The 18,928-nt window shown below is 64.4% G+C and carries 17 protein-coding genes; 5 read left to right on the forward strand and 12 right to left on the reverse strand.

Going from position 1 to position 18,928, the window contains the following annotated elements; genetic code table 11:
• Positions 1 to 66 precede the first annotated feature (66 nt).
• The 8 genes from IVB24_RS03840 to IVB24_RS03875 form a co-directional block, all read right to left on the reverse strand.
• On the reverse strand, positions 67 to 1,152 hold the full coding sequence (locus IVB24_RS03840) for a branched-chain amino acid ABC transporter permease (RefSeq protein ID WP_247772096.1): 1,086 nt from the start codon (positions 1,150 to 1,152) through the stop codon (positions 67 to 69).
• Entirely contained in the window at positions 1,149 to 2,159 is a 1,011-nt protein-coding gene (locus IVB24_RS03845; RefSeq protein ID WP_166467714.1) for a branched-chain amino acid ABC transporter permease, read from the reverse strand. The genes IVB24_RS03840 and IVB24_RS03845 overlap by 4 nt, the downstream gene beginning before the upstream one ends.
• Positions 2,156 to 2,878 carry an ABC transporter ATP-binding protein gene (locus IVB24_RS03850; RefSeq protein ID WP_247772097.1) on the reverse strand — a complete coding sequence of 241 codons (723 nt, stop codon included), beginning with the start codon at positions 2,876 to 2,878 and terminating at the stop codon, positions 2,156 to 2,158. Before IVB24_RS03850 ends, IVB24_RS03845 begins: the two co-directional genes overlap by 4 nt.
• Positions 2,875 to 3,651 (reverse strand): ABC transporter ATP-binding protein, encoded by a 777-nt coding sequence (locus tag IVB24_RS03855; protein ID WP_140481654.1) that lies wholly within the window; start codon positions 3,649 to 3,651, stop codon positions 2,875 to 2,877. The genes IVB24_RS03850 and IVB24_RS03855 overlap by 4 nt, the downstream gene beginning before the upstream one ends.
• 147 nt (positions 3,652 to 3,798) lie before the next feature.
• Positions 3,799 to 4,983 carry a substrate-binding domain-containing protein gene (locus IVB24_RS03860; RefSeq protein ID WP_166469982.1) on the reverse strand — a complete coding sequence of 395 codons (1,185 nt, stop codon included), beginning with the start codon at positions 4,981 to 4,983 and terminating at the stop codon, positions 3,799 to 3,801.
• Positions 4,984 to 5,343: 360 nt separating this feature from the next.
• Entirely contained in the window at positions 5,344 to 6,786 is a 1,443-nt protein-coding gene (locus tag IVB24_RS03865) for a sigma 54-interacting transcriptional regulator (RefSeq protein WP_247772098.1), read from the reverse strand.
• A 150-nt stretch (positions 6,787 to 6,936) separates the two neighbouring features.
• Positions 6,937 to 8,673, reverse strand: a complete 1,737-nt coding sequence (locus IVB24_RS03870) for an EAL domain-containing protein (protein WP_247772099.1) — start codon at positions 8,671 to 8,673, stop codon at positions 6,937 to 6,939.
• 220 nt (positions 8,674 to 8,893) lie between these two features.
• Entirely contained in the window at positions 8,894 to 9,859 is a 966-nt protein-coding gene (locus IVB24_RS03875) for a sensor histidine kinase (protein WP_140481651.1), read from the reverse strand.
• 179 nt (positions 9,860 to 10,038) lie between these two features.
• Between IVB24_RS03875 and IVB24_RS03880 the strand changes: the two genes are divergently transcribed.
• Positions 10,039 to 10,878, forward strand: a complete 840-nt coding sequence (locus IVB24_RS03880) for a glucose 1-dehydrogenase (RefSeq protein WP_140481650.1) — start codon at positions 10,039 to 10,041, stop codon at positions 10,876 to 10,878.
• Positions 10,879 to 11,004: 126 nt separating this feature from the next.
• On the opposite strand, the gene IVB24_RS03885 is transcribed toward IVB24_RS03880, so the two are convergent.
• Both IVB24_RS03885 and IVB24_RS03890 read right to left on the reverse strand, forming a co-directional pair.
• Positions 11,005 to 12,381 carry a cytochrome P450 gene (locus tag IVB24_RS03885; RefSeq protein WP_247772100.1) on the reverse strand — a complete coding sequence of 459 codons (1,377 nt, stop codon included), beginning with the start codon at positions 12,379 to 12,381 and terminating at the stop codon, positions 11,005 to 11,007.
• Between the two features lie 159 nt (positions 12,382 to 12,540).
• Positions 12,541 to 13,776 (reverse strand): LLM class flavin-dependent oxidoreductase, encoded by a 1,236-nt coding sequence (locus IVB24_RS03890; protein WP_247772101.1) that lies wholly within the window; start codon positions 13,774 to 13,776, stop codon positions 12,541 to 12,543.
• 49 nt (positions 13,777 to 13,825) lie between these two features.
• On the opposite strand from IVB24_RS03890, the gene IVB24_RS03895 reads away from it, so the two are divergent.
• Both IVB24_RS03895 and IVB24_RS03900 read left to right on the forward strand, forming a co-directional pair.
• Positions 13,826 to 14,206 (forward strand): hypothetical protein, encoded by a 381-nt coding sequence (locus IVB24_RS03895; protein WP_247772102.1) that lies wholly within the window; start codon positions 13,826 to 13,828, stop codon positions 14,204 to 14,206.
• Positions 14,207 to 14,409: 203 nt separating this feature from the next.
• Complete coding sequence (locus tag IVB24_RS03900) at positions 14,410 to 15,591, forward strand: PHB depolymerase family esterase (RefSeq protein ID WP_247772103.1); 1,182 nt, start codon at positions 14,410 to 14,412, stop codon at positions 15,589 to 15,591.
• Positions 15,592 to 15,652: 61 nt separating this feature from the next.
• On the opposite strand, the gene IVB24_RS03905 is transcribed toward IVB24_RS03900, so the two are convergent.
• Complete coding sequence (locus IVB24_RS03905; protein ID WP_244607488.1) at positions 15,653 to 15,955, reverse strand: hypothetical protein; 303 nt, start codon at positions 15,953 to 15,955, stop codon at positions 15,653 to 15,655.
• Between the two features lie 131 nt (positions 15,956 to 16,086).
• Here IVB24_RS03905 and IVB24_RS03910 point away from each other — a divergent pair, with 131 nt between their 5' ends.
• Complete coding sequence (locus tag IVB24_RS03910) at positions 16,087 to 16,455, forward strand: helix-turn-helix domain-containing protein (protein ID WP_166467720.1); 369 nt, start codon at positions 16,087 to 16,089, stop codon at positions 16,453 to 16,455.
• Positions 16,456 to 16,458: 3 nt separating this feature from the next.
• Here the strand turns inward: IVB24_RS03910 and IVB24_RS03915 are convergent, their stop codons facing one another.
• The gene (locus IVB24_RS03915) at positions 16,459 to 17,139 is read right to left on the reverse strand and encodes an MBL fold metallo-hydrolase (RefSeq protein ID WP_247772104.1); all 681 of its coding nucleotides are present in this window, start codon (positions 17,137 to 17,139) and stop codon (positions 16,459 to 16,461) included.
• A 161-nt stretch (positions 17,140 to 17,300) separates the two neighbouring features.
• On the opposite strand from IVB24_RS03915, the gene IVB24_RS03920 reads away from it, so the two are divergent.
• Positions 17,301 to 18,899 (forward strand): alpha-amylase family glycosyl hydrolase, encoded by a 1,599-nt coding sequence (locus IVB24_RS03920; RefSeq protein ID WP_247772105.1) that lies wholly within the window; start codon positions 17,301 to 17,303, stop codon positions 18,897 to 18,899.
• Positions 18,900 to 18,928 lie beyond the last annotated feature (29 nt).

The raw sequence follows: 18,928 nt of genomic DNA on the forward strand, positions 1-18,928 counted from the left end.
AGCGGGAATCGCGTGGCGGTTGTGCGGCGGGCGCGGCAAACGCCGCACTGCATCATTAATCGCGGCCTAATGCGAATTGCCGGCGTTCTTGTCGCCAGCGGGATTACGCAGCCGTCCGACCACGCCGGTCGGGAAGAAGTAGACGCTGGCGATGAACAGCAGGCCGAGCCACAGCAGCCAGCGGTCGGGATGCAACAACCCCGGCAGCAGCGGCAGGCCAGCCTCCGACGCCGCCGTGGAGGCGACGCCCATCAGCGACTGCAAGTAGTTCTGGGCGAGGATGAAGATGGTGGCGCCGATGATCGCGCCGTAGATCGTGCCCATGCCGCCGATCACGACCATCAGCAGGATGTCGAGCATGATCGAGAAGCTGAGCGAAGTATCGGGACCGGCATAGCGCAGCCACAGCGCGTTCAGGATGCCGGCGCTGGCAGCGACCAGCGCGGCGATGCAGTTGGCATAAGTCAAGTGGAACACCGTGCGGAAGCCAAGCGCCTCGGCGCGAAAGCGGTTCTCGCGGATCGCCTGCAGCACGCGCCCGAACGGCGAGTTCACCACCCGCAGCAAGGCGAGGATCATCAGGGCCGAGACGGCGAACACCAGATAGAAGGTCAGGATGCGGCCGTTGACCTCGAAGCCAAACTGGCTCTTGGAGATCAGTACCGTGCCGGGGCGCAGCAACTCCGGCAGCTGGAAGCTGCGCCCGTCCTCGCCGCCGGTCAGCCAGGACAGCTGCGAAGCCAGCACCTGGAAGGCGGAGGCGACCGCGAGCGTGATCATGGCAAAGAAGATCGCGGCGACCCGCAGTGAAAACAGCCCGATCGCGAGTGCGAGCAGGGCTGCGAGCGGCAGGCCGACCACGATGCCGGTGGCGACCGCGGCCCAATTCGGGCCCATGCCGTACAGCGCGATCGCGATCGCGTAGCTGCCGATGCCGTAGAACATGGTGTGGGCGAACGACACCGTGCCGGTATAGCCGAGCAGCAAATCGTAGGAGGCGACCAGGGCGGCGAAGACGCAGATCTTGGCCGCGACGTTCAGCGCCTTGGCGCCTGGAAACAGGAACGGCGTCGCCGCCAGCGCCAGGATGATGACGACGAGAACGAGCGTGAGGATCCGGCTACGCGGCGGATCGCCGGAGAGAAGCATCATCGGCTGGTCACCGCATAGAGGCCGCGCGGCCGCCACATCAGGATGGCGACCATCAGCAGGATGTTGGAGACGAGGGCGAGCTTAGGCACCAGGAAGCCGCCGTAATTGGCAACCATCGCAACCAGAATGGCGCCGATGAAGCAGCCGCCGATCGAGCCGAGCCCGCCGATGATGACCACGACGAAAATCAGGACGGTGAGCTCGTCGCTCATGGAGGCGTGGACCTGCTCGCGATAGAGCGCCCACATCACGCCGCCGAGGCCGGCCAGCGCCGATCCCGTCATGAACACGCCGAGGAACAGCCGGCGGATGCGATAGCCGAGTGCCTCGACCATCTCGCGGTTCTCGACCCCGGCGCGGATCAGCAGCCCGAGCTTGGTACGGTTGAGCACGAGCTGGATCGCGATGAAGACGGCCAGCCCGATCAGCGTCGCCAGCACGCGGTATTTGGCGATCGCGACGTCGCCGAGGATGAAGGAGCCGCGCAGCGAGGCCGGCAGCGGCATCGGGATGATCTGTGGTCCCCACAGCGCATAGAGTGTCTGCTCGGCGACGATCAGGCCGCCGGTCGTCATCAGGATCTGCTTCAGATGCTGGCCATAGACGGGAAGGATCAGCACGCGCTCGACGATCAGGCCGAGCGCGCCTGATACCGCCATCGACAGCAGCGCCGCGGGCGCCAGCACCGCGAGGTTGATCCAGAGCGAATCCGCCTGGATGGAAGCAGCGAACGGCGCCAGCACCAGCGTTGCGACATAGGCGCCGACGGCGATGAAGGCGCCGTGGCCGAAATTGAGCACGTCCATCAGGCCGAATACCAGCGTCAGGCCCGAGGCCATGATGAAGATCATCATGCCCATGGCAAGGCTCGCGGCGGTCAGCGTCAGCCAGGTGCTCGGCGAGCCGATCAGCGGGATCGTCACCAGGGCGAGCGCGACCGGTAGCAGGATCGGCGCGATGTCGCGCTTCGGTTTCGGCAGCGGATCGGTTGCGGCAAGGTCAGTCACTGATGTGCCTCCAGGCTCAGGCCGAGCAGCCGCTCCTGCAGCGGCACGTCGGCGGCGAGCGCCGCCATCTCGCCGCGATGGACGATGGTGCCGTTGTCCATCACCAGCACGTTGTCGCCGAGCTCGCGTGCGGCAAAGAAATTCTGCTCGACCAGGAGGATCGTCGCGCCCTTGCGCTTGATCTCCTTCAGGCACTCGATCAGCGCCATCACGATCGCCGGCGCCAGCCCCTTGGTCGGCTCGTCGATCAGCAAGAGCTTGCGCGGCTCGATGATGGCGCGCGCGATCGACAGCATCTGTTTCTGGCCGCCCGAGAGGCTTCCCGCCCGCGACAGCCAGAACCGGCGCAGCGCCGGAAAGAAGCCGAAGATCCATTCCAGCTGCTTGTCGTCCATCGGCGCGTCGCGCGCTGCGAGCACGAGGTTTTCCTTCACGGTGAGATCGGAAAACACCGCCATGCTCTCCGGCACGTAGCCGACGCCGAGCCGCGCGATATCAGGCGTGGCGCGGCTCTCGATACGGTCGCCGGAGAGGCTGATCTCACCGCTGGACGCCTGCCACAGGCCCATGATGGTGCGCAGCGTCGTGGTCTTGCCGGCGCCGTTGCGCCCCAGCAGCATCGTGACCTGTCCCTGCGGGACAGTGAGGTCGATGCCCTGGAGGATGTGGTAGCGGCCGATATGGGTATGCACGCCGGAGAGTTTCAAGAGATCGGTCATGCTGCGCTCTCTCCGGCAGTCTTGGGAGCGACGCCGAGATAGGCCTCCTGCACGATCGGCGAGGCAATCACCTCGGCGGGCGGGCCGTCCGCGACGAGTTGCCCGTTATGCAGCACGATGATGCGGTCGGCGAGCGAGCGCACCACATCCATCTTGTGCTCGACGAGGAGGATGATCTTGCTCGTGTCCTGCTTGAGCTGCGCGATCAGGTTGAGCACGACGGGCACCTCGTCGATGCTCATGCCGGCGGTCGGCTCGTCGAACATGAAGACCTTCGGCTCCAGCGCGATCATCAGGGCGACCTCGAGCTTGCGCTGGTCGCCGTGCGACAGCGCTGTCGCGGCGACGCCGCGGCGGCTGCCGAGCGCGACCTGGTCGAGGATGGCGTCGGCGCGTGCGATCAGGTCGCGGCGCACCATCCAGGGCCGCAGCATGTCGTAGTGGGTGCCGTTCGCCGCCTGCACCGCGAGGCGGACGTTCTCTTCCACGCTGAGGTTCGGGAACAGGTTTGTCAGCTGGAACGCGCGGCCAAGGCCAGCGCGGGTCCGCATCGGCGCGGAGTGCTGGGTGATGTCGGTGCCATCGAACAGGATGCTGCCGTTTGAGGCGCGCAGCTGGCCCGAGATCAGGTTGAAATAGGTGGTCTTGCCGGCGCCGTTCGGCCCGACGATGGCGGTGAGCTCGCCCGGACGGAACGTACAGGTGACGTTGTTGACCGCGACATGCCCACCGAAGCGGATGGTGAGATCGCGGGTTTCGAGGGTGAGGGACATTGGTCTGGTAACTGATGAGAGGAGGTGTTTCCGCGAGTCACGTTGCGCTCCCTCCCCCGCCTGCGGGGGAGAGGGCTGTTTCCACAGGCGAGAGCCCCCAAGAGGAGAAAGCCCTCTCCCGCAAGCGGGAGAGGTGAAGCAAGAAGATCAGCGCTTGTTCTTGATCGGAACGTCCATGTCCTCGATCTTCAGCTCGCGCACCGGCTCGAGGATCGCCCAGGCGACGTTCGGGTCGACCTTGACCTTGAAGTGATACATGCTCTGCAGCGCCTGATGGTCTTCCTTCCGGAACACCATCTTGCCCTTCGGCGTGTCGAACTCCAGGCCTTCCATCGCGGTGATCAGCTTCTCGCTGTCGGTCGACTTCGCCTTGGTGACGGCGGCGACGACCGACATCGCAGCGGCAAAACCACCAGCGGTGAAGAAGTCCGGCGGCGCGTTGAAGCGCTTCTGGTGCTCGGCGACCAGCCAGTCGTTTACCGGGTTCTTCGGGATCTCGTAGAAATAGTAGGTCGCGCCTTCCATGCCCGGCAGGCCCTTATAAGCGGCGAGCGCCGGCAGAATATTGCCACCGGTGGAGAGCTCGATGCCGTAGCGCTTCGGGTCCATGTCCTGGAGCTTGGCCAGCGGATTGCCGGCGCCGGCCCAGATCACCCAGATGACCTTGCGGCCTGGCTTGTCCTTCAGAGCGTCGAACAGGCGCTGGCCGACCGCGGTGAAGTCGGTGGTCGAGGTCGGGGCATATTCTTCGGCAGCGAGCGTCGCGCCGGTCTTGGAGAGTGCCTCCTTGAAGGCGGCGACGCCATCGCGGCCGAACGCGTAGTCCTGTGCCAGCGTTGCGACGGTGACGCCCTGCTTGCCGATCGCGACCGCATTGGAGATCGCATCCTGCGAGGAGTTGCGCGCGGTGCGGAAGATGTAGCGATTCCACTTCTCGCCGGTAATCTGGTCCGCGACGGCGGGCTCGACGATCAGGATCTTCTTGTTTTCCTCGGCGACCGGGAGAATGGCGAGCGCCGCGGCCGACGACGTCGTGCCGATTGCGATGTCGGCCTTGTCGTCCTGATAGGCTTCGGCGAGCGCGGCCTTGGCGAGGTCCGGCTTGCCCTGGTCGTCCTTGGTGATGATGACGATCTTGCGGCCATCGAGGGTCATGGTGCCCTTGGTGGCGTATTCGAAGCCCAGCTTCAGGCCGGTCTCGGTCTGCTTGGCGTAGGCCTCGAGCGGACCGGTCTTGCCGTAGATCAGCGCGATCTTGAGATCGTCGGCTTGCGCGGAACTGCTCGCGGCAAGGCCGATGATGGCTGCTGTGAGAATGAGCGATCGACGCACCATGGTTCCTCCTTGAATGAACTGCCTTGAACGAATTGCTTTGGTCACTGCGATTTGCACAAGTGTGCAGACATTGCAATTCCACCTTCCGGCGGAGCTTGCATGAGGCCGCATGTGACAGTCTGTTGACGTGTGCCTGCCGCGACTTTGCGGCGCTTGCGCGTTGCCGCGGCGTGCATCAGCCCATGCGCTTCCTCGAACATGCGTTTCCTCGAACCGGCCCGGAGCAAGCCCTGCGCCAGATGCGGAGCCTGCATTGAGAATGGCTGAAAATGCGGCACAAACGCTGAAGTCGCTGCAAGCAAGGGCCGGCGCCAAGGTGTCCGGAATCCGAGACTTTGGACACGTCAGTCTCGAAATTCAGACAGGCGGGGCACCCGAGGCCAGTCCGAACTTGGCGAGCTTCTTGTAGAAGGTTGCGCGCGAGATCTGAAGCATCCTTGCTGCTTCGGTGATCTGGCCGTTGCTCGCGGCGAGCGCATGTTCGAGCGTCTGCTTCTCGAACTCGGCCTCCGCCTCGGCGTAAGGAACCACAGATCCGGTCATTCGGGCCCCTGGCGTTGAAACGGCGGCCCCGTTCACCGGCAGGATGTGGACGAAATCGTCGCTGGTCAGCCGCCCGGAATCGCTCAGGATCAGCGCACGTTCGAGAATGTTGCGAAGCTCGCGGACATTGCCGGGCCAATCGTAGCGCGCGAGGGCCGAGAGGCCGCTCGGCGTGATCCTGGCGTTGACGAAGTCGCCGGAGGCGCTGATGTCTTCGATCAGCCGCGCGCAGATGTCAGGCAGATCGTCGAGGCATTTGCGAAGCGGCGGCAGGTCGATCGAGAGCACGTTGAGCCGGTAGTAGAGATCGGCGCGGAAGGCACCGTCACTGACGCGCTTGCGCAAATCGACGTTGGTCGCGGCGACCACGCGCACGTCCACCTTGCTGATCTTGTCCGAGCCGAGCGGTTCGATCTCGCGCTCCTGCAGCACGCGCAGCAGCTTGGCCTGCAATTGCAGCGGCATCTCGCCGATCTCGTCGAGGAACAGCGTGCCGCCGTCGGCGAGGCGGAATTTGCCCTCGCGCCCCCTGCGGTCGGCTCCGGTATAGGCGCCCGGTGCGGTGCCGAAGAACTCGGACTCGATCAGTGTCTCCGGGATCGCTGCGACATTGACGCTGACGAACGGCTTTTCGGCGCGCGACGATGCATTGTGGATCGCCTGCGCCAGTAATTCCTTGCCGGTACCGGTCTCGCCGGTCAGCAGAACGGTCACGCTTTGCCGTGCCGCGCGCTTGGCGAATTCCTTCGCCTGCGCGATTCCCGCGGTGGTGCCGACGAAATCCGCGAAGGTGAAGCGCGCCGCGCGGGCGTTGGACAATTGCCGCCGCGCCAGCCGCAGGTCGCTCTCGAGCTGGGCGACGCGGGCAAGCAGCGGCTTCAGGCTTTCGATGTGATCGTAGAGCACGAAGCCGATCGCGCCGATCACCGTGCCGTTCTCGTCCTCGATCGGCATGCGCGTGACGACGAGCTGCTCGCCGCCGAGCTCCATGATGTCGAGCAGGATCGGCTCGCCGGTCTCGGCCACCTTCCGCATCATGCTGTTGGGGATGACCTCCTCGATCGGCCGGCCGATCGCCTCGGAGGTCCGCTCGAGACCGAGCGCCGCGAGATATTTCTCATTGACGTAGACGACGCGCCCAGTGCGGTCGATCGCGATCGCGCCCTCGCAGAGCTGTTCCAGCCGCTCGAACAGCGTCTCCATCGCGCGCGCTCGGAGATAGGCGGGATCGCTGATCGAGGCGGAAGAGGCGGACATGACATATCCCGGGGAAGTCTGTCCGTGTATTAGCAAAAAGGCAGCAATTTCAAAGGGGAGAAATGGAGCGCCTCCCATGCTCCGCTGTCGTCCGGACAAGCGAAGCGTAGATCCGGGACGACAGGGTGCGTGCGGCGGCGGCTTGCTGCCCTACCTTCGATACCCGCTCGCGCGCGAATAGCCTTGGCGGTTCTGCTGGGTCGGCCGGCTCGCCACGCTGGCGCGCGACTCGCTTGAGGCCGGTGTCGCGAGCTTCAGCTCCTCCAGGAAGATCGGGCGGGAGAAATAATAGCCCTGCGCGTAGCGAATCTTGGTCGCGGCCTGGAGATAGGCGAGCTCCTCGTAGGTTTCGAGGCCTTCGGCGATCACGGTCATGCCGAGCGCCTCGCTCAGGGACTCGATCGCGCGCAGGATGCCCTGGCTGCGCGGACGCTGATGGATGTCGGTGATGAAGGAGCGGTCGATCTTGATCTCGTCGGCGGTGATGTCGGCCAGTGCCGAGAGCGAGGAATAGCCGGTGCCGAAATCGTCGATCGAGATGCCGACGCCGAGCTTGCGGAACATCGGCAGGATCTCGGCCTGGAAGTGATTCTTGGCGACGAAGGCGTCTTCCGTCACCTCGATCATGAAGCGCTGCGGAAAGCCGGTCTCCTCCAACGCCCGCGCGAAGCTGCGCATGAATTCGGGGTTGCCGGCCTGCTTGGCCGCGACATTGATGCTGATGGTTGCTTCCGCGCCGAAGGTCTCGTTGATCAGATCAATCGATTTGACGATCTCGGCGAGTACGAGGTGGGTCAATTCGTCGATCAGGCCGAGCTCGCTGGCGAGATTGATGAACGAGCCTGGCGCCTGGATTACGCCTTCGTCGTCGCGCAGGCGCACCAGGGCCTCGATGCCCTTCACGGCCTGGGTACGGATGTCGACCTTGGACTGAAAGGCGCAGCAGAAGCGCTTCTCCAGGATGGCCTGCCGCAGCGACTGCTCGATCTTCATCCGCGCCAGCGCCTCGCGCTCCATGCTGGAGTCGAAGAACGTCGCCGATCCCTTGCCGTCGTTCTTGATGCGGTACATCGCGACGTCGGCGTTCTGGCGCAGCGTCTCGAAGCTGCGGCCGTGATCGGGATAGAGGCTGATGCCGACGGAGGTGGAGGCGAAGACTTCCGAATTGTCGATGAAGAACGGCGCCGTCAGCCGCTCCAGCGTCGACTGCATGAATTCGGCGACCTCCTCCTGGCTCTGGATCGGCGACAGCAGCAGCAGGAATTCGTCGCCGGAGATGCGCGACAGCATGTCGGAATCGCGCAAGTCGCGTCCAAGCCGCTTCGACAGCTCGACCAGCAGCGCATCGCCGACGGCGTGGCCGTAATAGTCGTTGATGTGCTTGAAATTGTCGACGTCGAGGAAGGCCAGCGCGAAGCGCTCGCCGCCACGATGGGCCGCAAGCAGATTGCTGGCGTGATGTTCGATCACGCGCCGCGAGGGCAATCCGGTCAGCTCGTCGAAATAGGCCGAGCGGAACAGCTGGTCCTCGAAATTCTTCTGTTCGGTGATGTCGGAGGATGCCGAGATCAGCAACTCGCGTCCGGCGAGGCGAACGGGACGATGGGTCGTGAGCAGCACCTGGCGCGCGGCGCCGCGGTGGAGCGCCTCCTCGGTGACGACAGCCTGGCCGGCGCTCAGCGCCTGGCGGCAGGCTTCGCGGCGCGGCGCGAGATCTGGCGAAGGATGGCTGCCGTCCATGCCGAGCTGCGCGGCGGCGGCATCGTTAACCAGCAGAAGCTCGCCGTGCGCATCCTGCACGGTCAGGCCGGCCGGCAGCATTCTAACGATTTCCTTGAGAAAACCGAGCTCGGCTTCACTCGCGCCGGAATATTGGTTGTCGTTCATAGAAGTCATGAATCTTGTTGTTTCAGCGCGCCTTGCAATGGGCGCGATCTTGCGCGGTTCCCTCTTAAGTTTGGTTAAGGGCTACGGAGAAATACGGGGTTGTTTTGGGGGAAACTTGCGGCGATGCGACGCGCGCCGACGATCGTCATTAACAGGGCGTCAACAGCGCCTGCGAAACTGCGGGCGGGCGCGCGGGTCGGCTTTCGCTTGGCGTGCGATGCTATTCGCTTCGCGGGATGCGGCACTGCATGATGCAATGCAGCCCGGTCTTCAAGTAAGAGACATCGGTCCTGCCATCAAAGGCCGACAGTGCCGATTTCAGCAGCTTGGTGCCGAAGCCGGGCTCCGACACCTTGTCCACGCTCGGCCCCTCGGTCTCGTCCCAGGTGACAGTCAGGCGGTCGTCGCTCACGGTCCATGACACCTGCAGCAGACCGCGCGGCGAGGAAAATGCGCCGTACTTGCCCGCGTTGGTGGCCAGTTCGTGAAACATCAATGACAGCGTGACCGCGAGCTTCGGCGGCAGGAACAGCCGATCGCCGTTCAGGGTGAAGCGGACATGGCCGTAGGGGCCGAGCTCCGAGATCAGGAGGTCGCGAATGTCACAGCCGGCCTTGTCGATCCGCGAGATCAGATCGTCGGTCGCGGCCAGCGAGCGCAGCCGCGGATCGATCTTGGCCCAGACCTGCGGCTGGTCGTGCAGCACCTGGTGCAGCACGGCGTGCACCGTCGACAGCTTGTTCTTCAGCCGGTGCTGGAGCTCGTCGACCAGCAGCTTGCGATAATCTTCTTCCTCGATCAGGCGCTTGGCGATCCGGCGCTGCTCCGCCAGCATGGTGCGATAGTGCTCGACGCCCCAGATCGTGAGCGCACAGACTGCCCAATAGAGTGCCAGCAGGGCAAACCGCGCGCGATCGGCAAAGGCATCGCCGAAATTCACGACGACGCCGAGCATGCCGCCGACCAGCGCGGTCACGATCCCGATCCGGAAGCCTCCGAACGCGGCGGCAAAGAACACGGCCGGAAAATAGGGGGTGAAGTAGACGTCGGGCCGCACATGCGCCAGCGCCCAGCGCGTCAGCGTCGCAATCAGCAGGCAAGCCACCGCAAACGCAATGCTCAGACCGAGCGATGGCGGCGCCGCACCCTGCCAGCCCCTGCGGAATTCGTCGATCAACTTCCCCATGCGCAGCCCAGTTGCGATATGCGTCCGAAAATCGAGCGGCCTGTGAAGATGTTACGCATCCCGCCCGCACAAGCATAGCTTGCCTTGTCGGAGACAGGCAGGGATAGTGGCGCCCGCGGCGATGGCAGCGGTCGACGTTCGCCATTTGTCATCAAATCGTTCGAAAACAGGAACATTCCATGGGCAGGCTGGACGGCAAGGTTGCAGTGATCACGGGGGCCACGAGCGGGATCGGGTTGCGCACTGCGGAAGTCTTCGTTGCCGAAGGTGCCAAAATTGTGATCGCGGGACGGCGTCTACCGGAGGGCGAGGCGCTGGCCAGGCAGCTCGGCGCCAACTGCATCTTCCGCCAGACCGACGTGACGGTCGAAGCGCAGATGCAGGCGCTGATCGCGCTCGCCGTGGACAAGTTCGGGCGGATCGACTGCCTGTTCAACAATGCCGGCGGCCCGGCGCAGACCGGCGGCATCGAGGGTCTCGAGGTCGAGCGCTTCGACGCGGCGATGGCGACGCTGGTGCGCAGCGTCATGCTCGGCATGAAGCACGTCGCGCCTGCCATGAAGAAGCAGGGTTCTGGCAGCATCATCAACAACGGCAGCATCGCCGGACGCCTCGCCGGGTTCTCCTCGTCGATCGTCTACGGCGCGGCCAAGGCGGCGGTGATCCATCTCACCAAATGCGTGGCGATGGAGCTCGGCGAATCCAACGTGCGCGTCAACTCGATCTCGCCCGGTGCGATCGCGACGGGCATCTTCGGCAAGGCGCTCGGCCTGACGACGGAAGCCGCCGAGAAGACGCAGGCGGTGATGCGGGACGTCTACAAGACCGCGCAGCCGATCCCGCGCGCCGGCATTCCCGACGACATCGCCCACGCCGCGGTGTTCCTGGCGAGCGACGAATCCAGCTTCATCAACGGCCACGACCTCGTCATCGACGGCGCCATCACCGGCGGCCGCAACTGGACCCAGCAGCAGCAGGGGTTGTCGGCCCTGCGCAAGGCGTTCGATCAGGGGGCGTAGCTGCGGCGGGCGACAAAGCTGTAGGGTGGGCAAAGGCGCGCTCTTCGCGCCGTGCCCACCATCAATATTCAAATGCGGAGAGGCGTGGTGGGCACGCTTCGCTTTGCCCACCCTACGAAAGCAGTGCTAAACCGCCTTCACCCGCACCTTCAGGCCGTCCCGCGGCTTCGGGATCGGCCACATCTGCCAGTCCGGCTTGTAGCCCTCTTCCAGCGACACCTCGATGTTCTGCAAAAAATGCCGGGCAAAGCATTTCGCCTGCATGTAGGCGAAGTGCAGGCCGAGGCACATATGCGCGCCGCCGCCGAACGGGACCCAGGCGAAGCGGTGGCGGTTGCGCTGGGCTTCTTCAGTGAAGCGCATGGGATCGAAGCGATCCGGCTCCGGCCAGATGTCCTTCATGTGATGCGTATAGAGCGGATTGACGCCGACCGCGGTGCCGGCGGGAATCGTAAAGCCCTTGAAGCTGAAATCGCGCATGGCGCGGCGCGGCATCGAGGGCACCGGCGGCTTGATCCGAAGCGCCTCCTTGAACGCCATTTCGGACAGCGGCATCTTTTCGAGATCGTCGAAGCTGCTCGGCGCATCGGCCGCGAGCCCGAGCGCGAGAACTTCCGCGCGCAGCCTGTCCTGCCAGTCCGGATTGGCGGCGAGTTCGCCGATGAACGACGTCAGCGACGAGGTCAGCGTGTCGTGCGCCGCCATCATCAGGAAGCTCATGTGGTCGATGATGTCCTGCTCGGACAGAAGCGCGCCGTCCTCATGGGTGGCGCGGCAGAGCTGCGAGAACAAATCATCGGCGCCGTGATTGCCGCGTCGCAGCGGGATCTGCTCGCGGAAATAGGCGACGATGCGTTTGCGCCCTCTGACGCCGGCGGCCATCTGGGTGCCGGGCAGGGGACGGCGGATCGGCGCGACAGCGGCGGCGACCATGTCGACGAAGGCGCGGTTGATCTCGTCGACCTCCGGCCCGATATCGGCGCCGAGGAAGGACGCCGCCGCGAGATCCAGCGTGAGCTGCTTCATCGCAGGGTAGAGCTGCATCTCGCCGGGCTTGGCCTTCCACTGCGCGACCCGCGCGGAGATGCCGCGGTCGAGATCCGCCAGGTAGGATTTCATCGGCCCCGACTTGAACGCGACCGACAGCGCCTTGCGGTGCAGCCGGTGCTCGTCGAAATCGAGCAGCATCAATCCGCGCGGAAACAACAGGCCGAGCACCTTGTTCCAGCCGTGGGTCGAGGAGAACAGCTTTTGCTGATCGAACATCACGAGTTCGTTGGCCTCGGGCCCGAGCAGCACGACATTCGTCTCACCGAACACATGGGTGCGGTAGACCGGACCGAATTTGGCGCCGTTCGCCTCGATATGGCCCTTGGGATCGGCCAACACCTGAAAGGTCTTGCCGATGATCGGCCATCCTTCGTCGCCGGGGATGTGCGTCAGGGCGTTGCGTTTGGGCGCGGTGTAGTCGGGCGCCGGCGCGGCCACATTCTGCATCGACATGACGATTACTCCGGTTGGCAGGCTCCGCAACATAGCACGATCGGGGCGCGATGAGCTGCGACCGTCTTGCGCACAAAATCGTCACACCCACCACCGTCGTCCCGGCTTGCTTCGCAATTGCGCACGGGCGCCGGGACGACGAGGAGAGAAGGCTTAGGCCTATCGCTTCGCCGCTTCCTTCTGCAAATCCGGTGCGTTGACGGCGGGAATGGCGACTCGGCCGGGGCCGGTCACCTTTAATGCTTCGGCAGCCTTCTCGTTCTCCATGATCTTGGCCATCACGGCCTGGCCTGCACGCTCGAAGATGGCGCGGTTCTCGATTACGAATTTTTGCGACCGGCGCAGGCCGTCGATATAGCCGTTGATCTCCGGCACGACGTAGCGCGCCACCATGTCCCAGCTGCGGCGCGTGGCTTCCGGATCGGCCCAGTCGTGCACGAAGCCGATGATGGCGCCGACGCCCCCGGAGACCTGCATCACGTTCTTGATGGTTTTGATGAGATCGTCGGGCGTGCCGATGGTGGACGCGGCGCCCTCGACGAAGGCGGTCTTGTCCACGGCCTCGTCGGGCGAGGAGAACGCCGTCAGGCCCGGCCGCTGCAGCGTGCCGACATTATATTCGTTGTGCCAGCGCATCAGCCCGGCGCCGGCTTCCTTGCGCGCCTGCTCGCGGGTCTCGGCGATGTGGAAGGTCAGCAGCACGCGCCAGTTGGCGCGGTCGACCTTCGTGCCGTGCTTCTTCGCAGCGTCCTCGGCGAACTGCCATTGCTGCTGCAGCGACATCAGCCCCTGCGTCGTCATCGAGCCCAGCGAGATGATGCCGCAGCCGTATTTGCCGGCGAGCGTCATGCCGGAGGGCGATATTTGCGAGGCCACGACGAACGGCATCTCTTCCTGCAGCGGCAGGATCTGCAGCGCGGCGTCGTTCATGGTGAACCAGTCGCTCTTGGCCGTGACGCGCTCACCGTTGAACAACCGGCGGATGACGCCGATCGCCTCGTCCTGGCGGTCACGCTGCGTCATCGGATCGATGCCGAGCGTGTGCGCATCGGAGGCGAGCGCGCCGGGGCCGGAGCCGAAGATGGCGCGGCCGCCGGTCATGTGGTCGAGCTGCACCATGCGCTGGGCGACGTTGTAGGGATGATGATAGGGCAGCGACACCACGCCGGTGCCGAGCTTGATCCGCTTGGTGCGCTCGCCGGCCGCAGCCAGGAACATCTCGGGCGAGGCGATCATCTCCCAGCCGGATGAATGATGCTCGCCGCACCAGAACTCGTCATAGCCGAGCGCGTCGAGCTGCTCGACCAGGTCGAGGTCGCGCCGGAACTGGAGCATCGGATGCTCCCCGATCGGGTGATGCGGGGCAAGGAAGGCTCCGAACTTCAGGCGCGCCATGGGGTTCTCTCCGGCTTTGATTTTCTGTTTGTTGAGGCGGTGAGGCTACGTGCCCGAAGGCGCGAACGCAATCGCGCGGTGTCCCGCGCGGCGGAATGCAGGCATGCGTGCCTTGAGTCTTCTCCCTCTCCCCGCTTGCTTCATCCCGCTCGCGCTTGCCTTCGTCGCGGCGTCGCGCCATCGCCAGCTCCTGCTCGCGTTCATCATGATCATCTCTGGCTACGGCCAGGGACTGGTGATGGCGCCGTTCTCCGGCGCGGGACTCAGGACCGTGAGGTCTGTCGCCGCAGGCTCGGCGTCCGGCATGCATGGCACGACAGCGCAGTTCGGAAATGCGGCCGGAGTGGCCGCAATCGGCGCGGTGTTCTTCGCAGTCGAAGCGCTGCAATCAGCGCGCGCAGATTTCTGGCCTCGCTTGTGCTGTTTGTGACATTAATCATGATCTGCGCCGCATTTCTGTCGTGGATGCGTCGCGCATCTGCATGAAGTTGAGGCATTGCGGTTAATACATGCGGATTCTCGGGGATTTTCCGCGGTTTTTACCGGATTGACAGCGCACGGTCTTTTTATTTTGCATTGCAGCAACTATCTGTTTTGGCTGGACGTTGTACGTCGCCCCACCAGGAATTTGCCGTGTCGTTAGCCAAAAATGTCGATCTGTTGAGACGTCTGTCGAGGCTGGACGGTCTGCGCTTTGCCGAGTTCGGACGCAGCGCGGATGCGTCCAGTCCATTGCAGGAGGTCACCGGCTTCGGCGACAATCCGGGCGCCTTGCGCATGTTCGCGTTCGTGCCCGCGCAGTTGCAGAACCCGCGCGCGCTGGTCGTCGTGCTGCATGGTTGCGGGCAGACGGCAGCAGGCTACGACCTCGGCGCCGGCTGGTCGACGCTCGCGGAGCACTATGGCTTCGCGCTGCTGATGCCCGAGCAGCAACGCATCAACAACGGCAACACCTGCTTCAACTGGTTCAATCCGGAAGACACGGCGCGGGAGGGCGGCGAGGCGCAGTCGATCCGCGAGATGATCGCGCATATGGCGGAGGCCCATCGAATCGATCCCAGGCGCATCTTCATCACCGGCCTGTCCGCCGGCGGCGGCATGACGTCGGTGATGCTCGCGACCTATCCGGAAGTCTTCGCGGCCGGCGCGGTCATCGCCGGGCTGCCCTACGGCATCGCCTCGAATTTGCGCGAGGCGCTGGACGGCATGTTTCATTCGCCGACGCGTTCCGCGCGCGAGCTCGGCGATCTCGTGCGCAGCGCCTCGGATCATCGCGGCCCCTGGCCGAAGGTTTCGGTGTGGCACGGCAGCGCCGACCGCACCGTCAATCCGGGCAATGCCAACGAGATCGTCAAGCAGTGGCTCGATCTGCACGATCTGCCGGAAGCGCCGATGGCGGAGACAAATGTCGATGGCCATCCGCGCCAGGCCTGGTGGGGCAAGGACGGCGAGACGCTGGTCGAGTCCTACGCCATCACCGACATGGCGCACGGCACGCCGCTTGGCCTTGCCGACAACGACCAGCGTTACGGCGTCGAAGGCGCGTTCCTGATCGAGGCCGGCATTTCCTCGTCCTATCACATCGCAAAGTTCTTCGGCCTCACCGGCTGGATTGCAGACGCCGCAAAGGCGGAGGCCAAGCCTATAAGCAAGCCTGCAGCGCAGCCGGCACTGACGCCGGCGCCGCATCTGGCCCGCTCGATCCGCGCAGCGGTCGCCGAACAGCCGGCCGAGCCGAAGCGCGAGGAGGCTCGCGGCTTCGATCTCGGCCAGATCATCACGCGCGCACTGACCGCCGCGGGATTGATGAAGTAGCCTTGCTGTCGTCCCGGACAAGCGCGCGCCGATCCGGGACCCATACTCCTGGGACGAGACGCTACGCCGTCTGACCGATCCACGCGATCGGCGTCACCGTCACCTCGCCGCCGGCGACCTTCCGCGTCATCTCCTGATAGGCCTTGAAGAAGTCGCGCGATTGCAGTGTCTTTTGCGCGGCCTCGTCGGCGACGCTGGCGAGATGGAAATAGCTGCCTCCGTCGCGGTTCTTCAAGACGCGATAGCCGACCCGCCCCTTGAGCTCCGGATCGCCGTCGATCGCCTTGACGAAGCGGCCGATCTCCTGGTGCCAGGCGTCCGTGGTGCCGTTCCTGAATTCGTATCTGATCATGAAGTGCTTCATGTGACGCTCCCTGTTCGTCGTGTGCGTCATCATCTGCGGCTTGCGCGCGATCCTGCAAGTATGGACAAAATTGATAGTATGGACTTTTTCGACGCCGCTTCTATCTTCATCCCGCACATGGAGGAGACGACATGGCGAAGGCGAACCCGGCGCGCAGCTGCCCGGTCGCGGCGTTTCAGAAGATGATCAGCGGCAAGTACAAGCTGCGCATCGTCTGGGACCTCAAGGACGGCCCGCGCCGCTATGGCGAGATCCGCAGCGGCCTGTTGCGCGGCACGAGCGGGAGCGCGGAGATCACCCCGCGCGTGCTCAGCCGTGAACTGAAGGCCCTGACCGCGAGCGGCCTGATCGACCGCAAGGATTTCGGCGAAGTGCCGCCGAAGGTCGAGTATCGCCTGACCCGTAAGGGCAAAAGCTTCGTGCCTGTGGTCGCGGCGATCCGCGACTGGGGCGATCGTCACCTCAGTGAAGCGGCGGCGTTTGTGGACGCGGCAGAATAAAGCTCACGTCTCGCCGGTGATGAACGGATTTGTCATCCGCTCCTGGCCGATGCTGGAGCCGGCGCCATGGCCGCAGATGAAGCCGACATCGTCGCCGAGCGGCAGCAGCTTGGTGAGGATCGAGTTGATCAGCGTGGCGTGACTGCCGCCGGGCAAATCGGTGCGCCCGACCGAGCCGGCGAACAGGACGTCGCCGACATGGGCAAAACGCAAGTCCTTGTTGAAGAACACCACGCTGCCCGGCGAGTGTCCGGGGCAGTGGAAGATGTCGAACTTGAGATCGCCGATCGATACGGTGTCGCCCTCGGCGAGCCAGCGGTCGGGCGCAAAGTTGCGCACGCCGGTCATGCCGAAGCGTGCGCCGCTCTCGACCACATTGTCGAGCAGGAATTTGTCCGCTTCATGCGGGCCCTCGATCGGAACTTTCAGTGCATCGCGCAAATCGGCCGCGCCGCCGACATGGTCGATATGACCGTGGGTCAGCCAGATCTTCTCCACGGTGACGCCGGTCTGCTTGATCGCGTCCAGGATCTTCGGCACGTCCCCGCCGGGATCGATCACCACGGCCTTCTTGCTGGGCTCGTCCCAGATGATGGTGCAGTTTTGCTCGAACAGTGTCACGGGAACGATGATCGCGCCCGCCTTGGCTTGCGAAGAGTCTTGGGTGTCGTTTTGCTCGGTCATGGCGCCACAATGCCGATTTTTGCCAGGCCGCCAAGCAAAAGATTCGGGCCGGCTCCCGGGAACAGCAGTCACACGGCGGTCCCAATTGGCCTGCCAATTTGAACCGGGGCGGTGTTGTCGCGTTCTCCCGCACAATACGCAGATTCCGGTGGTCTTTTCGCATGGCTCAAAGCAACGAGAACTGGTGGCGCGACGGCATCTTCTATCAGATCTACCCGCGCTCCTTTCAGGACTCCGATGGTGACGGCGTCGGCGATCTCGCCGGCATCCTGCAGCGGCTGCCTTACGTCAAATCGCTCGGTGTCGATGCGATCTGGCTGTCGCCGATCTTTCCCTCGCCGATGGAAGATTTCGGCTACGACATCTCCGACTATACCGGCATCGAGCCGCTGTTCGGCACGATGGCCGATTTCGATGCGTTGATCACGGCTGCCCACGACAACGGCCTGAAGCTGATCCTCGACCTCGTGCCGAACCACACCTCCGACCAGCATCCCTGGTTCGTCGCGAGCCGCGCCTCGCGCGACAATCCCAAGCGCGACTGGTACGTCTGGCGCGCTCCGGCACCCGATGGCGGGGTGCCGAACAACTGGCTGTCCGAGTTCGGCGGCAGCGCGTGGCAGTTCGACGAGGCTACGGGGCAATATTATTACCACGCCTTCTTAGCCCAGCAGCCGGACCTCAACTGGCGCAATCCGGACGTCCGCGCCGCGATCTATGACGTGATGCGGTTCTGGCTCGACAAGGGCGTCGACGGCTTTCGCGTCGACGTGATCTGGCACCTGATCAAGGATTCCGAATTCCGCGACAACCCGCCCAATCCGCATTACGTCGAGGGCCGGCCGCCGAACGAAAGGATCATGACGCAATATTCCACCGACCAGCCGGAGGTGCATGGTGTCATCGCCGAGATGCGGCGCGTCACCGACGAATTCGGAGCCCGTGTGCTGATCGGCGAGGTCTATCTGCCGCTGCACCGTCTCATGGCCTATTACGGCAACGACCTCACCGGCGCGCAGATGCCGTTCAACTTCGCGCTGCTTTCGACCTTCTGGAGCGCGCGATCGATCGAAAGGATCATCGAGGATTACGAACAGGCGCTGCCGCGCGGCGCCTGGCCGAACTGGGTGCTCGGCAATCACGATCGCCCGCGGGTCGCGAGCCGCGTCGGGCCGGAGCAGGCGCGAGTCGCCGCCATGCTGCTGCTGACGCTACGCGGCACGCCGACGCTCTATTACGGCGACGAGATCGGCATGCATCAGGTGGCCATCGCGCCGGAGGATGTGCGCGACCCCTTCGAGAAGAACGTGCCGGGCATCGGTGTCGGCAGAGACGGCTGCCGCACGCCGATGCAGTGGGATTCCTCCAAATTCGCCGGCTTCTCGGCGGCGCGGCCGTGGCTGCCGCTGCCGGAGCACCATGTGCACGACAATGTCGTCAATCTCGAAGTCGATGCGCGCTCGATCCTCAACCTCTACAAGCGTCTGATCACCCTGCGGAAGAGCAGTCGGCCGCTGGTCGCGGGCGATTATCGTCCGATCACGGCGCAAGGCGATCTCTTGATCTATCGCCGCGAGGCCGAGGGGCAGGCGGTGATCGTGGCGCTCAATCTCAGCCCCGCGCCCGTCGCGGTCACGACCAGCGCGATCCGTTTCGGCAGCAGCATATTGCTGTCGACGTTCCTGGACCGCGAGGGGGAGCGGATCGAAGGCGTGCTGGATTTGCGCGGCAATGAGGGGGTGGTGGTTGTTCCACCGTAGCTGTCGTCCCGGATCTACGCGCGCTTGAG

It is taken from the genome of Bradyrhizobium sp. 192, from assembly GCF_023100965.1.
GTDB classification, from domain to species: domain Bacteria; phylum Pseudomonadota; class Alphaproteobacteria; order Rhizobiales; family Xanthobacteraceae; genus Bradyrhizobium; species Bradyrhizobium symbiodeficiens.

What these genes read in the sequence shown, in the direction of transcription:
- IVB24_RS03870 (WP_247772099.1), bottom strand. Translation starts at nt 8,673, where the DNA reads ATGAACGACAACCAATATTCCGGCGCGAGTGAAGCCGAGCTCGGTTTT.
- IVB24_RS03885 (WP_247772100.1), bottom strand. Translation starts at nt 12,381, where the DNA reads ATGTCGATGCAGAATGTGGCCGCGCCGGCGCCCGACTACACCGCGCCC.
- IVB24_RS03875 (WP_140481651.1), bottom strand. Translation starts at nt 9,859, where the DNA reads ATGGGGAAGTTGATCGACGAATTCCGCAGGGGCTGGCAGGGTGCGGCG.
- IVB24_RS03915 (WP_247772104.1), bottom strand. Translation starts at nt 17,139, where the DNA reads ATGACCGAGCAAAACGACACCCAAGACTCTTCGCAAGCCAAGGCGGGC.
- IVB24_RS03840 (WP_247772096.1), bottom strand. Translation starts at nt 1,152, where the DNA reads ATGATGCTTCTCTCCGGCGATCCGCCGCGTAGCCGGATCCTCACGCTC.
- IVB24_RS03865 (WP_247772098.1), bottom strand. Translation starts at nt 6,786, where the DNA reads ATGTCCGCCTCTTCCGCCTCGATCAGCGATCCCGCCTATCTCCGAGCG.
- IVB24_RS03855 (WP_140481654.1), bottom strand. Translation starts at nt 3,651, where the DNA reads ATGTCCCTCACCCTCGAAACCCGCGATCTCACCATCCGCTTCGGTGGG.
- IVB24_RS03890 (WP_247772101.1), bottom strand. Translation starts at nt 13,776, where the DNA reads ATGGCGCGCCTGAAGTTCGGAGCCTTCCTTGCCCCGCATCACCCGATC.
- IVB24_RS03910 (WP_166467720.1), top strand. Translation starts at nt 16,087, where the DNA reads ATGGCGAAGGCGAACCCGGCGCGCAGCTGCCCGGTCGCGGCGTTTCAG.
- IVB24_RS03905 (WP_244607488.1), bottom strand. Translation starts at nt 15,955, where the DNA reads ATGAAGCACTTCATGATCAGATACGAATTCAGGAACGGCACCACGGAC.
- IVB24_RS03920 (WP_247772105.1), top strand. Translation starts at nt 17,301, where the DNA reads ATGGCTCAAAGCAACGAGAACTGGTGGCGCGACGGCATCTTCTATCAG.
- IVB24_RS03850 (WP_247772097.1), bottom strand. Translation starts at nt 2,878, where the DNA reads ATGACCGATCTCTTGAAACTCTCCGGCGTGCATACCCATATCGGCCGC.
- IVB24_RS03880 (WP_140481650.1), top strand. Translation starts at nt 10,039, where the DNA reads ATGGGCAGGCTGGACGGCAAGGTTGCAGTGATCACGGGGGCCACGAGC.